The sequence below is a fragment of the Alishewanella longhuensis genome (assembly GCF_014653435.1).
GTDB lineage: Bacteria > Pseudomonadota > Gammaproteobacteria > Enterobacterales > Alteromonadaceae > Alishewanella > Alishewanella longhuensis.
Genome location: NZ_BNAO01000015.1, coordinates 310 through 15,471 on the forward strand (window position 1 = coordinate 310; position 15,162 = coordinate 15,471).

Sequence of the window (15,162 nt, forward strand, 5' to 3'; positions counted from 1 at the left end):
ATTTCCGGGTTAGGAATAATATCCGAACCCTTATGCGTGTTTAATATCATTAGCATAAGTAAGCCAAATTAAGTGAGTGGAAGCATGAGTGCAACGAGCGAAGCCCCAAAAAGCGGATTAGACCTGGTTAAATGGTTGTTAGTACTAGTGATATTATCATTAGTCGTGGTTGGTAATTACATTTATGAATTATCGAGTCTGGAAAAAGCTATTGCCATTGTTGTGCTAGTAGCTGCTGCAGGTTTTGTTGCCGCTCAAACTACTAAAGGTAAGATATTCTTAAATTTTGCCAAAGAGTCTCGCACTGAAGTCCGTAAAGTGGTGTGGCCAACCCGCCAAGAAACCATGCAAACAACCATTATTGTGATTATTGCCACTATTATTATGGGGCTAATTTTGTGGGGGCTTGACGCTATCTTATTACGCGTTGTGTCCTTCTTTACCGGACTGGGGATGTAAGTTATGGCAGAAAAAATGCGTTGGTATGTAGTGCAAGCCTTTTCAGGTTTTGAGCAACGAGTGGCCACGTCACTGCGTGAACATATCAAAATCCATAGCATGGAAGAAAAGTTCGGCGAAGTTCTGGTTCCAACTGAAGAAGTTGTCGAGATGCGTGCTGGGCAAAAGCGTAAATCTGAGCGCAAATTCTTTCCTGGTTATGTGTTAGTGCAAATGGAAATGTGTGAAGAAGCTTGGCATTTAGTCAAGAGCGTACCGCGGGTTCTCGGTTTTATCGGTGGCACTTCTGATCGTCCTGCACCTATTTCTGAAAAAGAAGCCATGACGATTCTTAATCGTCTACAAGATAATGCTGACAAGCCGAAGCCGAAGACGTTATTCGAAGCGGGTGAAGTGGTTCGTGTAACAGAAGGCCCATTTGCCGATTTCAACGGTGTAGTCGAAGAAGTCGACTACGAAAAGAGCCGTGTAAAAGTTTCTGTATTAATCTTTGGCCGCGCTACACCTGTAGAGCTGGAGTTTGGTCAGGTAGAGAAAGCTTAATATATAGCTTGTAACGGGGCGCTGATTAAAATATAATCTGCGCCCTTTTTATCGTTTGGGAAGCCGTTTGAGTAAGTGTCCTCGCACTTACGAGGCTAAGACCCACTAACAGAGGTGAAACATGGCAAAGAAAGTCACTGCACTTATTAAACTGCAGGTAAAAGCCGGTATGGCTAACCCGTCGCCACCAGTTGGTCCGGCGTTAGGTCAACACGGTGTTAACATCATGGAATTCTGTAAAGGCTTCAACGCCCGTACAGAGAGTCTTGAAAAAGGCATGCCTATTCCTGTTGTTATTACAGTATATAGCGATCGTTCTTTCACGTTCGAGACCCGTACTCCACCTGCGTCTTTCTTATTATTGAAAGCTGCCGGTTTGAAGAGCGGTTCTGGTCGCCCTAATACCCAGAAAGTTGGTAAAATCTCAGCTACTCAGATTGAAGAGATCGTTAAGATCAAACAACCTGATTTAACAGCTGCAGATCATGCTGCTGCGGTGCGTACCATTGAAGGTACTGCTCGTTCAATGGGCTTAGTGGTGGAGGGCTAATCGATGGCTAAATTAACAAAACGCGCTAAGTTAATCCGCTCTAAAGTAGATTCAACCCGCGAATACGACATCAACGACGCTGTGGCGCTGTTAAAAGAATTAACTGCCGGCAAGTTCCTTGAGAGCGTTGACGTTGCAGTAAACCTGGGTATTGATGCCCGTAAATCTGATCAGAACGTGCGTGGTGCAACTGTACTACCACACGGTACTGGCCGTACTGTCCGTGTTGCCGTTTTCACCCAGGGTGCTAATGCTGAAGCTGCTAAAGCTGCCGGCGCAGACATCGTTGGTATGGAAGACTTAGCTGAACAAGTTAAGAAAGGCGTGATGGACTTTGACGTTGTTATTGCCTCTCCAGATGCAATGCGCGTTGTTGGTATGTTAGGTCAGATCTTAGGTCCACGTGGTTTGATGCCAAACCCGAAGACTGGTACTGTTACCCCTAACGTAGCTGAAGCGGTTAAAAACGCTAAAGCCGGTCAAGTTCGTTATCGTAACGACAAGAATGGTATCATCCATTCTACTATCGGTAAGATCGATTTCGATACTGATAAGCTGAAAGAAAACTTAGAGTCTTTATTAGTTGCACTGAAGCGTGCTAAGCCTTCAGTAGCTAAAGGTGTGTATATCAAGAAAGTGACTATTTCTTCTACACACGGTGCAGGTTTAACCCTGAACCAGGCTTCTTTAAGCGCGACTGTTTAAGCGCTTTACAGCAAGGGTAGGTTAATTTATAATCTCGCCCTCGTTTTTAGGGTAGAAGTCAGACTTGTTAAAAGTCCTGACTTCCGTCCAAGACCGTAGGTGTCGCAATATCGTCTGATATCTGTGACTTAAAATAACCAACCTACGCAGACGGTGTAGGCCCCAGAAAGAATTAAATTCCTTCTGGTCTCACCGTAAATCGCGCGTCGGCATCCGCCGACGATGTGTAGGCAACCGAACAACGTTGTTCGGATGAACCAGGAGTTAAGAGCCAATGGCTATTAAGCTTGAAGACAAAAAAGCAATTGTTGCTGAAGTCCAGGAAGCTGCCAAAGGTGCTTTATCTGCGGTAGTCGCAGACGCTCGTGGTGTCACTGTAGGCAAAATCACTGCTCTGCGTAAGCAGGCTCGTGAAGCTGGTGTATGGGTTAAAGTAGTCCGTAATACATTAGTTCGCCGTGCAGTAGAAGGCACCGAGTTTGAGTGTCTGAAAGACGTATTCGTAGGCCCGACGTTAGTTGCGTTTTCTAAAGAGCACCCAGGTGCTGCAGCGCGGATCTTCAAAGATTTCGCGAAAGAAAACAAAAACTTCGAGCTGAAAGGTGCGGCTTTTAACGGTACCACAGTGAACATCGACGTGTTAGCATCGTTACCAACTTACGACGAAGCTATCGCTCGCCTGATGAGCACCATGAAAGAGGCAGCAGCCGGCAAACTTGTACGTACAATTGCCGCGGTTCGCGACCAAAAACAAGAGCAAGCCGCGTAATTTTACGTTTGGTTTGAGTAGAGTTTAATTCGGGCTAAGGCCCACAATTTAGGAATCTGCGCAATGTCAGTGACTAAAGAGCAAATCTTAGACGCTATCGCAGCAATGTCTGTAATGGAAGTTGTTGAGTTAGTATCTGCAATGGAAGAAAAATTCGGTGTTTCAGCTGCTGCTGCAGTAGCTGTAGCTGCTGGTCCAGCTGCCGCTGTTGAAGAGCAAACTGAATTCAACGTAATCTTAGCTGGTGTTGGCGCTAACAAAGTTGCTGTTATCAAAGCAGTACGTGGCGCGACCGGTTTAGGTCTGAAAGAAGCGAAAGACTTGGTTGAATCAGCTCCAGCTGCAATCAAAGAAGCCGTTTCTAAAGCAGAAGCAGAAGCTCTCAAGAAAGAACTTGAAGAAGCTGGTGCAACTGTTGAAGTTAAATAATCTGGTGCAAACCAGATTAGCTGCCTGAGTTTCAGGCTGGGCTGGTGATGAATTAATCACCGGCCTTTTTGCGCTGTGGGACAATGATTTCCCCACCCCTGCTGCTACCAGGCCTGGTAGCATAAGCCACCAAATGGTGGTTGGGAAAAAAATCAGCAAGCTGAGGAACCCCATGACTTACTCTTATTCTGAGAAGAAACGTATCCGTAAGGACTTCGGCAAACGTCCGGAAGTATTGGATGTGCCATACCTGCTGTCGATTCAAATTGAATCATTCAGCAAATTTATCGAGCCAGATCCGGAAGGTGAATACGGTCTAGAAGCCGCATTCCGCTCTGTATTTCCAATCAAAAGCTATTCAGGCAGCGCGGAATTGCAGTATGTCAGCTACCGCATTGGGGAACCTGTTTTTGATGTGAAGGAATGTCAGATCCGAGGTGTAACTTATTCAGCGCCATTGCGCGTTAAGTTACGTATGGTGTTGTTTGACAAAGAAGCACCAGGCACCATCAAAGACATCCGCGAGCAAGAAGTCTACATGGGTGAAATCCCGTTGATGACCGAAAACGGTACCTTTGTAATCAATGGTACTGAGCGTGTTATCGTTTCTCAGCTACACCGCAGTCCTGGTGTGTTTTTTGACCACGACCGTGGTAAGACGCACTCATCAGGCAAAGTACTTTATAATGCCCGGGTTATTCCATACCGTGGCTCTTGGTTAGACTTTGAGTTTGATGCCAAAGATAACCTGTTCGTTCGTATCGACCGTCGCCGTAAATTACCTGCGACTATTCTGTTACGTGCGCTAGAGTTTAGTACAGAACAAATTCTATCTATTTTCTTTGAAAATACCCGTTTTGATATTAAAGACGGTAAGATAATGATGGAAGTAGTTGCTAACCGCTTACGCGGTGAAACTGCAGCCTTTGATATTAAAGATAACGATGGCGAAGTGATCGTAGAACAAGGCCGTCGTATTACTGCCCGTCATGTGCGTCAACTGGAAAAAACCGGTATGACCATGATGGAAGTACCACATGAATATGTGGTAGGTCGTGTACTGGCTAAAAATTACGCTGACCGTTCAACCGGAGAGATTATTGCCGAGGCGAACGCAGAGCTCACATTAGAGCTGTTAGCAAAACTAGCAAAAGCCGGTTACGACAGTTTCGAAACACTTTATATCAACGATTTGGATCAGGGCTCTTATGTTTCTGAAACCATTCGTATCGACCCTAGCAGCAACCGGATGGAAGCACTGGTAGAAATCTACCGCATGATGCGCCCGGGTGAGCCACCAACGCGTGAGGCTGCAGAAACCTTATTTGAAAATCTATTCTTCTCTGAAGATCGTTACGACCTGTCAACGGTAGGTCGTATGAAGTTTAACCGTCGGGTTGACTTTGAAGAAGGCAAAGGTACTGGTGTACTGAGCAAAGACGATATTCTGGCGGTAATGAAAGTTCTGATCGACATTCGTAACGGTAAAGGTGAAGTGGACGATATCGACCACTTAGGTAACCGTCGTATTCGTTCAGTAGGTGAAATGGCTGAAAACCAATTCCGTGTTGGTTTAGTGCGTGTAGAGCGTGCGGTGAAAGAGCGTCTGTCATTAGGCGATCTGGATGCGGTAATGCCGCAGGACCTAATCAATGCCAAGCCAATTTCTGCTGCAGTAAAAGAGTTCTTTGGCTCAAGTCAGCTGTCGCAGTTTATGGACCAGAACAACCCATTATCAGAAGTGACGCACAAGCGTCGTATTTCTGCTTTAGGGCCGGGCGGTTTAACGCGTGAGCGTGCCGGTTTCGAAGTACGTGACGTACACCCAACGCACTATGGTCGGGTCTGTCCAATCGAAACGCCCGAAGGTCCAAACATCGGTTTGATTAACTCGTTGTCTATTTTCGCGCAAACTAACGAATATGGTTTCCTTGAGACACCATACCGTCGGATTGAAAATGGCATCGTAACTGATGAAGTTGATTTCTTATCTGCGATTGAAGAAGGTAACTTCGTTATCGCTCAGGCTAACGCTGAATTAGACGAGAACAATCGTATTGTTGAAGGTTTAGTACCTTGTCGTTTTAAAAACGAATTCAGTCTAATGCCATCTTCTGAAGTTCAGTACATGGACGTTGCACCACAGCAGATCGTGTCTGTTGCTGCTGCTTTAATCCCGTTCCTGGAACACGATGATGCTAACCGTGCCTTGATGGGTTCGAACATGCAACGTCAAGCGGTACCAACATTACGTGCAGATAAGCCGTTAGTAGGTACTGGTATTGAACGTGTAGTAGCCAAAGACTCAGGTGTTACTGTTGTTGCGAAACGCGGTGGTACTGTTGACTATGTTGACGCCAGCCGTATTGTAATTAAAGTTCACGAAGAAGAAATGGTTGCCGGTGAAGCCGGTATCGATATCTACAATCTGACAAAATATACCCGTTCTAACCAGAACACCTGTATTAACCAACGTCCTTGTGTTAACCATGGTGAACCAATTGAACGTGGTGATGTATTGGCAGATGGTCCATCTACCGACTTAGGTGAATTGGCTTTAGGTCAGAACTTGCGCGTGGCTTTCATGCCATGGAATGGTTACAACTTCGAAGACTCGATTTTGTTATCAGAGCGTTTAGTACAAGAAGATCGTTTAACCACTATTCACATTCAGGAATTAAGCTGTATTGCTCGTGATACTAAGCTTGGACCTGAAGAGATTACTGCTGATATTCCAAACGTGGGCGAGTCTGCGTTAAGTAAGCTTGACGAAGCAGGTATTGTTTATATCGGCGCTGAAGTGAAGGGTGGTGATATTCTGGTGGGTAAGGTAACGCCTAAAGGCGAGAGCCAGTTAACGCCAGAAGAGAAGCTACTACGTGCCATATTCGGTGAAAAAGCGTCTGACGTAAAAGATACCTCACTGCGGGTACCAAACTCCGTAACCGGTACTGTTATCGACGTTCAGGTGTTTACCCGTGATGGCGTTGAAAAAGACAAGCGTGCTCGCGAAATCGAAGAAATGGAAGTGAAGCAGGCTAAGAAAGACCTGAATGAAGAGTTCCGTATCCTCGAAGCGGGTATTTTTGACCGTGCCCGTAACCTGCTGGAACAAAGCGGTTTGGATCGCGTTAAGTTAGATACCTTAAAAGGCGATGCGCTGTTTAACCAAAGCTTAAGTGATGAAGATAAACAGAACGATTTAGAACAGCTAGCTACGCAATATGAAGAAATTCGTATTGAGTATGATAAGAAGTTCGAAGCGAAGCGTCGTAAGATTGTCCAAGGTGATGATTTAGCACCTGGTGTACTGAAAATCGTTAAAGTGTACCTTGCTGTGAAACGTCGTATTCAGCCAGGTGACAAGATGGCTGGTCGTCACGGTAACAAGGGTGTTATCTCTACTATCGTTCCAGTTGAAGATATGCCGTATGACGAAAAAGGTCAGCCAGTTGATATCGTGCTGAACCCGTTGGGTGTTCCATCGCGGATGAACATTGGTCAGATCTTAGAAACGCACTTAGGCTTAGCGGCTCGTGGTATCGGTGACAAGATTGACGGCATGATCAAAGAGCAAAAAGAAGTTGCGGAGATCCGTGAGTTCCTGAAGAAAGTGTATGCACTGGGTGAATCGCGTCAGAACGTAGATATTGAAAGCTTTACTGATGACGAGATTCGTCGTTTAGCGCAAAACCTGCGTAAAGGCTTACCTGTTGCTACTCCGGTATTTGATGGTGCTAAAGAGTCTGAGATCAAGGAATTGCTTGAACTGGGTGATTTACCATCAAGCGGTCAGATCAAATTATATGATGGCCGTACCGGTAATACCTTCGAGCGTAAGGTTACTGTTGGCTACATGTATATGTTGAAACTGAATCACTTGGTTGACGACAAGATGCATGCCCGTTCTACCGGTTCTTACAGCTTGGTTACACAGCAACCGTTGGGTGGTAAAGCACAGTTCGGTGGTCAGCGTTTCGGTGAGATGGAAGTGTGGGCGTTGGAGGCATATGGTGCCGCTTACACCCTACAGGAAATGCTTACTGTTAAGTCTGATGACGTCAACGGTCGTACCAAGATGTATAAAAACATCGTTGACGGCGACCACAGAATGGAACCTGGCATGCCAGAATCTTTCAACGTACTGATGAAAGAAATCCGTTCGCTCGGTATCAATATCGAATTGGAAGAGGAATAAACCGACCTTGTGTTGGGGGGCAGTAAGCTGCCCCATTCCGGTTTACCTCTTACAGGAGAGCAAAGGTGAAAGACTTATTAAAGTTTCTGAAGCAGCAAACTAAAACTGAAGAGTTTGATGTTATCCGTATCGGTTTATCGTCACCGGACATGATTCGCTCATGGTCATTCGGTGAAGTGAAAAAGCCAGAGACGATCAACTACCGTACTTTTAAGCCCGAGCGTGACGGTTTATTCTGTGCCCGGATCTTTGGCCCGGTAAAAGATTACGAATGTCTGTGCGGCAAGTACAAGCGTTTAAAGCATCGCGGTGTGATCTGTGAGAAATGTGGCGTTGAAGTTACCCTAACGAAGGTACGTCGTGAGCGTATGGGCCATATTGAGCTGGCCAGCCCGACAGCGCATATTTGGTTCCTGAAATCATTACCAAGCCGTATCGGTTTATTACTCGATATGACGCTACGTGATATCGAACGTGTACTGTATTTCGAAAGCTATGTGGTGACTGAACCAGGCATGACCTCTTTAGAGCGTCGTCAGATGCTAACTGAAGAAGAGTACCTGGACGTGTTGGAAGAGCACGGTGATGAGTTTGAAGCCAAGATGGGTGCAGAAGCAATTCTGGATATCCTGAAAGGTATCGACTTGCCAACCGAAATCAAGCAAATGCGTGAAGAGCTGCCAACCATCAACTCAGAAACTAAGCGCAAGAAAATCAGCAAGCGTTTGAAACTGATGGAAGCCTTCCACACCTCTGGCAACAAGCCAGAGTGGATGATTATGACAGTACTGCCAGTGTTACCACCGGATTTACGTCCTTTGGTACCTTTGGACGGTGGCCGTTTTGCGACCTCAGATCTGAACGATTTATATCGCCGCGTAATCAACCGTAACAACCGTTTAAAGCGTCTGTTAGATTTATCTGCACCAGATATTATCGTACGTAACGAAAAACGGATGTTGCAAGAAGCGGTAGATGCGCTGTTAGATAACGGCCGTCGTGGCCGCGCTATTACTGGCTCAAACAAACGCCCACTGAAATCTTTGGCCGATATGATCAAAGGTAAGCAAGGTCGTTTCCGTCAGAACTTGCTAGGTAAGCGTGTTGACTACTCTGGTCGTTCGGTTATTACTGTAGGTCCTACGCTGCGTTTACACCAGTGTGGTTTACCGAAGAAAATGGCACTTGAGCTGTTCAAGCCTTTCATTTATGGCAAGCTGGAAGCGCGTGGTTTAGCCACGACGATCAAAGCCGCTAAAAAGATGGTAGAGCGTGAAGAAGGTGCAGTATGGGACGTGTTAGATGAAGTAATCCGTGAACATCCGGTATTACTGAACCGTGCACCAACACTACACCGGTTAGGTATTCAGGCGTTTGAACCGGTGCTAATCGAAGGTAAGGCTATTCAGTTACACCCCTTGGTGTGTGCTGCGTATAACGCCGACTTCGACGGTGACCAGATGGCGGTACACGTACCGTTAACGCTGGAAGCACAATTAGAAGCGCGTGCGCTGATGATGTCTACCAACAACGTACTGTCACCAGCGAACGGTGAACCTATCATCGTTCCTTCACAGGACGTTGTATTGGGTTTGTACTACATGACTCGCGAAGCCGTTAATGCGAAAGGCGAGGGCATGATGTTCAAGAGCCCGAAAGAAGCTGAAAAAGCCTTCCGTGCTGACGTTGCCAGTTTACATGCCAAGGTAAAAGTACGTATCTCTGAGATTGAGATTGCAGAAGATGGTAGCAGAACCACCACTACAGCAGTGCGTGATACCACTGTTGGTCGTGCCATTCTGTACTCTATTTTACCAGAAGGCTTAGCCTTTGACTCAATCAACCAAGCGATGGGTAAGAAGCAAATTTCTCGCCTGTTAAATGGTGCTTATCGTCGTATCGGTTTGAAGCAAACAGTAATCCTTGCTGACCAGATCATGTATACCGGTTTCCATTACGCGATGCTGTCTGGTGTGTCTGTTGGTATCGATGACATGGTGATCCCAGCGGCGAAAACTGAGATTATCGATGCGGCTGAGAACGAAGTTGCTGAGATCCAGGACCAGTTCCAACAGGGTTTAGTAACGGCGGGTGAGAAGTACAACAAAGTTATCGATATTTGGTCAACAGCGAACGAAGTGTTGTCAAAAGCGATGATGGACAACCTGTCAAAAGAGGACGTGGTTGATCGTGATGGTAATACCGTACAGCAGCAATCGTTTAACTCGGTTTATATGATGGCTGACTCAGGCGCACGGGGTTCACCGGCGCAGATCCGTCAGTTAGCCGCGATGCGTGGTCTGATGGCTAAGCCGGATGGCTCAATCATCGAAACACCCATTACCGCGAACTTCCGTGAAGGTCTAAGCGTACTGCAGTACTTCATCTCAACGCACGGTGCCCGTAAAGGTTTGGCCGATACCGCACTGAAAACCGCGAACTCAGGTTACCTGACTCGCCGCTTAGTAGACGTTGCGCAAGACTTAGTAGTAACTGAGCGTGATTGTGGCTCTGAGCAAGGTATTATCATGAAGCCGCTGATCGAAGGTGGTGACGTGGTAGAAGGCCTGCGTGAGCGCGTACTGGGTCGGGTTGTCATCGGCGACATCGTATCACCTACTACCGGCGAAGTGCTGGTGGAAGACGGTACCATGCTAGACGAGCAACTGTGTGATGCTATTGAGCAAAACTCCATCGACGAAGTGCATGTGCGTTCAGTAATCACCTGTCAGACTGACTTTGGTGTTTGTGCGAAATGTTACGGTCGTGACCTAGCGCGCGGTCACTTGATTAATGCTGGTGAAGCAGTCGGTGTTATTGCTGCTCAGTCAATCGGTGAGCCGGGTACTCAGTTAACGATGCGTACCTTCCACATCGGTGGTGCGGCATCACGGGCTTCAGCAGAAAACAGCGTACAGGTGAAAAACGCCGGTACCTTGAAGCTGCAAAATGCTAAGTTTGTACGCAACGCTGATAACAAAATTGTTATTACTTCGCGTTCAGCTGAAGTGACCGTATTCGATGAACTCGGTCGCGAAAAAGAACGTTATAAGCTGCCATATGGTTCTATTTTGGCAACGGACGACAATGCTAAAGTTACCGCAGGTCAGGTTGTTGCAAACTGGGATCCGCATTCACATCCAATTATTCTGGAGCGTGGTGCTAAGGTTACCTTCAGTGATGTTGATGATACCAACACTGAAGTGCAGCAAGACGAACTGACAGGCTTAACCCGTACTGTTGTTAAAGATTTGGCCAAGGCGAACGCCAAAGAGCCAAAACTTATCCTAGCGACAGACGATGGTGGTTTGCAGGAAATTCGCTTACCAAGCTTCACTACCATTGAAGTGGCTGACGGCGATACCGTTGTTACCGGTACGGTTTTAGCTCGTATTCCACAAGAAAGCTCGAAAACGCGCGACATCACCGGTGGTCTGCCACGCGTTGCTGACTTGTTTGAAGCACGTAAACCAAAAGACCCAGCTATTCTGGCTGAGATCTCAGGTGTTATCGGCTTTGGTAAGGAAACGAAGGGTAAGCGCCGCTTGTTAATCACGCCTGACCAGGGTGATGTGCATGAAGAGATGATCCAGAAATGGCGTCAGGTTAATGTGTTCGAAGGTGAGCGCATTGAAAAAGGTGAAGTTATCTCTGAAGGTCCAGAGTCGGCACATGATATTTTGCGTTTACGTGGTATCCACCATGTCGCCAGTTATATCGTGAACGAAGTGCAGGATGTTTACCGCTTACAGGGCGTAAAAATTAACGATAAGCACATTGAAACGATCATTCGTCAAATGCTGCGTAAGTGCATTATTACCAGCCCAGGCGACAGCGAGTTCTTAGAAGGTGAACAAGCTGAAGTAGCCAGAGTAAACATCGCTAACCGTGAGTTAGAACTGGCAGGTAAACAGCCAGCTCAGTACGAGCGTGTTTTACTAGGTATCACTAAGGCATCACTGTCTACTGATTCCTTTATTTCTGCGGCCTCGTTCCAGGAAACGACCCGCGTTCTGACTGAAGCTGCTGTAGCAGGTAAGATCGATGAACTGCGTGGTCTGAAAGAAAACGTTATTGTTGGCCGTTTAATCCCGGCGGGTACTGGTTTTGCATATCACCAGAACCGTGCGCGGATGCGTGCTGGTAATAATGAAGTTGTTGAACCGGTAATGAGTGCAGAGACGGCCGAACAGGCACTGACCGATGCACTTAACATGAATTTATCGGGCAACGACGAGTAAACAAGGGATAAACAGCCTTGCCGGCGATTAAAATGCCGGCAAACTGTTTTGTAACTTGACAGGTCAAAGCTTGACCATTAGAATTCCGCGACCCTAAATTTGGGGTGCGGAATTTTCACGTTTATTGGGTATTTATTAACCAGGAGTATTTAATGGCAACAATCAACCAGCTAGTGCGTAAGCCGCGCAGCCAGAAGGTAGCCAAGAGCACCGTTCCGGCGCTTGAAGCTTGCCCGCAGAAGCGTGGTGTTTGTACCCGTGTATACACCACTACACCTAAGAAGCCAAACTCAGCATTAAGTGTTGTGCTTATTCGCGGTGGCCGGGTAAAAGACCTTCCAGGTGTGCGTTATCACACCGTACGTGGCACATTAGACTGTGCAGGCGTAAAAGATCGTAAACAAGCCCGTTCTAAGTACGGCGCCAAGCGGCCTAAGAAATAACGGTACTCCGTTAGTAAGGCCAAACTAAACAACTTTTTTTCTTTATGTATTAAAAGTTTTGGAATCACCTGAAGCAATCGGAGTTTCGAATGCCTAGAAGACGCGTCATCGGTCAACGTAAAATCCTTCCAGATCCTAAGTTCGGAAGTGAGTTACTGGCCAAGTTTGTAAACGTCGTAATGGTCGACGGTAAAAAATCAACAGCCGAATCAATTGTATACGGCGCTTTAGAAATTGCAGCTACGAAATCTAAGAAAGAGCACATCGACCTGTTCGAAGTGGCTTTAGATAACATTCGTCCAACTGTTGAAGTTAAATCACGTCGTGTTGGTGGTTCAACCTACCAGGTACCGTGTGAAGTTCGTCAGGTGCGTCGTAATGCGCTTGCCATGCGCTGGTTAGTAGAAGCTGCCCGTAAACGTGGTGAAAAATCTATGGCTCAGCGTCTTGCTGGTGAGATGCTTGATGCAATCGAAAACAAAGGTTCTGCGGTTAAGAAGCGTGAAGACGTGCACCGTATGGCCGAAGCGAACAAAGCGTTCGCACATTTCCGCTGGTAAGAATTTCTTAACTGAGAGGAAAGTATTGTGGCACGTACAACTCCAATAGAACGTTACCGTAACATTGGTATCTGTGCTCACGTTGATGCCGGCAAAACCACGACATCTGAGCGGATCCTGTTTTATACAGGCCGCTCTCACAAAATTGGTGAAGTGCATGATGGCGCAGCCACTATGGACTGGATGGAGCAGGAACAGGAACGCGGTATTACTATTACTTCTGCAGCTACCACGACCTTTTGGTCTGGTATGCAGCAGCAGTTTGAACTACATCGCATCAACCTGATTGATACCCCTGGCCACGTTGATTTTACTATCGAAGTAGAGCGCTCTTTGCGCGTATTAGATGGTGCTGTGGTGGTATTGTGCGGGTCATCTGGCGTACAGCCGCAAACCGAAACTGTCTGGCGGCAGGCGAATAAATACGAAGTTCCTCGCATGATCTTCGTTAATAAGATGGACAGGACCGGTGCTAACTTCCTACGGGTAGTTAAGCAGGCAAATGACCGTCTTAATTCGCGCTGTGTGCCTATTCAGTTGCCAGTTGGTGCAGAAGATAACTTCCGTGGCGTAGTTGATCTCGTCAAAATGAAGTCTATCAACTGGAACACCGAAGATCAGGGTATGACCTTCACTTATGAAGATATTCCGGCAGATATGCTGGAAGAATGCAATGAGTGGCGGCAAAACCTGGTTGAAGCGGCAGCTGATGCCAGTGAAGAATTGATGGAGCGCTATCTGGAAGGTGACGAGTTTACCGAAGAAGAGCTACGTCAAGCGCTGCGTGATCTTACCTTGCGCAATGAAATTGTATTAGTACAAGTCGGTTCTGCCTTTAAGAATAAAGGTGTGCAGGCTATGCTGGATAACGTTATTTACTATCTGCCTTCACCGACAGAAGTAAAAGCGATCCACGGCATTTTGCCAGATGAAAGCGAAGGTTTCCGGAAGTCTGATGACAACGAGCCTTTTGCTGCTTTGGCATTTAAAATTGCGACTGATCCCTTTGTCGGTACGCTAACTTTCTTCCGTGTTTACTCGGGTATCGTTGAGTCTGGCTCAGCGGTATACAACTCAGTAAAGATGAAAAAAGAGCGTATTGGCCGTATCGTACAGATGCATGCTAACACCCGTGAGGAAATCAAAGCGGTTTGCGCCGGCGATATCGCCGCAGCGATCGGTCTGAAAGATACCACTACGGGTGATACCTTGTGTGATCAGGACCATCCGATCATACTGGAACGAATGGAATTTCCGGAGCCAGTTATCTCTGTTGCTGTTGAGCCTAAAACACAGGCTGATCAGGAAAAAATGGGGATTGCTTTGAGCAAGCTTGCTGCAGAAGATCCGTCATTCCGGGTACATACTGACGAAGAAACGGCTCAAACCATTATCTCTGGTATGGGTGAGCTACATCTGGACATTATTGTTGATCGCATGAAGCGTGAGTTTAAGGTTGAGGCAAATGTGGGTAAACCACAGGTGTCTTATCGTGAAACACTACGTGCGAAAACAGAAGTAGAAGGTAAGTTTGTTCGCCAGTCTGGTGGTCGCGGTCAATTCGGTCACTGTTGGTTACGCATTGAGCCATTACCGGAAGGTGAAGGCTATAAGTTCGAGAACGCCGTTGTTGGTGGTGTAATTCCAAAAGAATTCATTCCAGCGATTGATAAAGGTATTCAAGAACAGATGAAAAACGGCGTGTTGGCGGGTTACCCGGTAATCGACGTTAAAGTTACTGTATTCGATGGTTCCTACCACGATGTTGACTCGAACGAAATGGCGTTCAAAATCGCTGCGTCTATGGGCTTCAAGAAAGGAGCTCTGCAGGCTAAGCCGGTTATCCTTGAACCGATAATGAAGGTTGAAGTGGTAACGCCAGATGACTTCATGGGTGATATTGTTGGTGACTTAAACCGTCGTCGCGGTATCATCAACGGTATGGAAGATGCGCCTGGCGGGATCAAAATTGTTAACGCCAATGTACCGTTATCTGAAATGTTTGGCTATGCAACCAATATGCGTTCACTGAGTCAGGGCCGTGCGTCTTACTCAATGGAACCGCTGAATTATCAGGAAGCACCAAACAATGTTACTGAAGCAATTATTGCTTCGCGTAGAGCACACGATTAACGATTAAACAGCCCCGGTCTACCGGGTCTTAAATTTGACTAAGAAGGGTCTATAAATGGCTAAGGCTAAATTTGAACGCGTAAAACCGCACGTAAACGTAGGTACTATCGGCCACGTTGACCACGGTAAAAC

General features: G+C 46.6%; 11 protein-coding genes. All 11 read left to right on the forward strand.

Features of this window, described 5'->3' with window-relative positions; genetic code table 11:
- Positions 1–84 precede the first annotated feature (84 nt).
- The 11 genes from secE (at position 85) to fusA (ending at position 15,030) form a co-directional block, all read left to right on the forward strand.
- The gene (gene secE / locus IE163_RS17495) at positions 85–459 is read left to right on the forward strand and encodes a preprotein translocase subunit SecE (RefSeq protein ID WP_189434414.1); all 375 of its coding nucleotides are present in this window, start codon (positions 85–87) and stop codon (positions 457–459) included.
- Between the two features lie 3 nt (positions 460–462).
- A complete protein-coding gene (gene nusG / locus IE163_RS17500) occupies positions 463–1,002 on the forward strand; it encodes a transcription termination/antitermination protein NusG (RefSeq protein WP_189434417.1) in 540 nt (179 codons plus the stop codon).
- 121 nt (positions 1,003–1,123) lie between these two features.
- A complete protein-coding gene (rplK, locus tag IE163_RS17505; protein WP_189434421.1) occupies positions 1,124–1,552 on the forward strand; it encodes a 50S ribosomal protein L11 in 429 nt (142 codons plus the stop codon).
- A gap of 3 nt (positions 1,553–1,555) precedes the next feature.
- The gene (gene rplA, locus IE163_RS17510) at positions 1,556–2,257 is read left to right on the forward strand and encodes a 50S ribosomal protein L1 (protein ID WP_189434423.1); all 702 of its coding nucleotides are present in this window, start codon (positions 1,556–1,558) and stop codon (positions 2,255–2,257) included.
- A 274-nt stretch (positions 2,258–2,531) separates the two neighbouring features.
- On the forward strand, positions 2,532–3,026 hold the full coding sequence (gene rplJ, locus IE163_RS17515) for a 50S ribosomal protein L10 (RefSeq protein ID WP_189434426.1): 495 nt from the start codon (positions 2,532–2,534) through the stop codon (positions 3,024–3,026).
- A 63-nt stretch (positions 3,027–3,089) separates the two neighbouring features.
- Positions 3,090–3,455, forward strand: coding sequence for a 50S ribosomal protein L7/L12 (gene rplL, locus IE163_RS17520; RefSeq protein ID WP_189434429.1), 366 nt, complete (start codon positions 3,090–3,092; stop codon positions 3,453–3,455).
- A 172-nt stretch (positions 3,456–3,627) separates the two neighbouring features.
- Complete coding sequence (gene rpoB / locus IE163_RS17525) at positions 3,628–7,653, forward strand: DNA-directed RNA polymerase subunit beta (protein ID WP_189434431.1); 4,026 nt, start codon at positions 3,628–3,630, stop codon at positions 7,651–7,653.
- 65 nt (positions 7,654–7,718) lie between these two features.
- Positions 7,719–11,894, forward strand: a complete 4,176-nt coding sequence (gene rpoC / locus IE163_RS17530; RefSeq protein ID WP_189434434.1) for a DNA-directed RNA polymerase subunit beta' — start codon at positions 7,719–7,721, stop codon at positions 11,892–11,894.
- A 152-nt stretch (positions 11,895–12,046) separates the two neighbouring features.
- Complete coding sequence (locus IE163_RS17535; protein ID WP_189434436.1) at positions 12,047–12,337, forward strand: 30S ribosomal protein S12; 291 nt, start codon at positions 12,047–12,049, stop codon at positions 12,335–12,337.
- Between the two features lie 89 nt (positions 12,338–12,426).
- Positions 12,427–12,897, forward strand: a complete 471-nt coding sequence (gene rpsG / locus IE163_RS17540) for a 30S ribosomal protein S7 (RefSeq protein WP_019677788.1) — start codon at positions 12,427–12,429, stop codon at positions 12,895–12,897.
- A gap of 27 nt (positions 12,898–12,924) precedes the next feature.
- Positions 12,925–15,030 carry an elongation factor G gene (gene fusA / locus IE163_RS17545; RefSeq protein ID WP_189434438.1) on the forward strand — a complete coding sequence of 702 codons (2,106 nt, stop codon included), beginning with the start codon at positions 12,925–12,927 and terminating at the stop codon, positions 15,028–15,030.
- The last annotated feature ends 132 nt before the right edge of the window (positions 15,031–15,162 follow it).

Excerpts from the sequence above, each read along its gene's own strand:
- rplK (WP_189434421.1), top strand. The coding sequence starts at position 1,124 with ATGGCAAAGAAAGTCACTGCACTTATTAAACTGCAGGTAAAAGCCGGT.
- rplA (WP_189434423.1), top strand. The coding sequence starts at position 1,556 with ATGGCTAAATTAACAAAACGCGCTAAGTTAATCCGCTCTAAAGTAGAT.
- rplJ (WP_189434426.1), top strand. The coding sequence starts at position 2,532 with ATGGCTATTAAGCTTGAAGACAAAAAAGCAATTGTTGCTGAAGTCCAG.
- nusG (WP_189434417.1), top strand. The coding sequence starts at position 463 with ATGGCAGAAAAAATGCGTTGGTATGTAGTGCAAGCCTTTTCAGGTTTT.
- rplL (WP_189434429.1), top strand. The coding sequence starts at position 3,090 with ATGTCAGTGACTAAAGAGCAAATCTTAGACGCTATCGCAGCAATGTCT.
- IE163_RS17535 (WP_189434436.1), top strand. The coding sequence starts at position 12,047 with ATGGCAACAATCAACCAGCTAGTGCGTAAGCCGCGCAGCCAGAAGGTA.
- rpsG (WP_019677788.1), top strand. The coding sequence starts at position 12,427 with ATGCCTAGAAGACGCGTCATCGGTCAACGTAAAATCCTTCCAGATCCT.
- secE (WP_189434414.1), top strand. The coding sequence starts at position 85 with ATGAGTGCAACGAGCGAAGCCCCAAAAAGCGGATTAGACCTGGTTAAA.
- rpoB (WP_189434431.1), top strand. The coding sequence starts at position 3,628 with ATGACTTACTCTTATTCTGAGAAGAAACGTATCCGTAAGGACTTCGGC.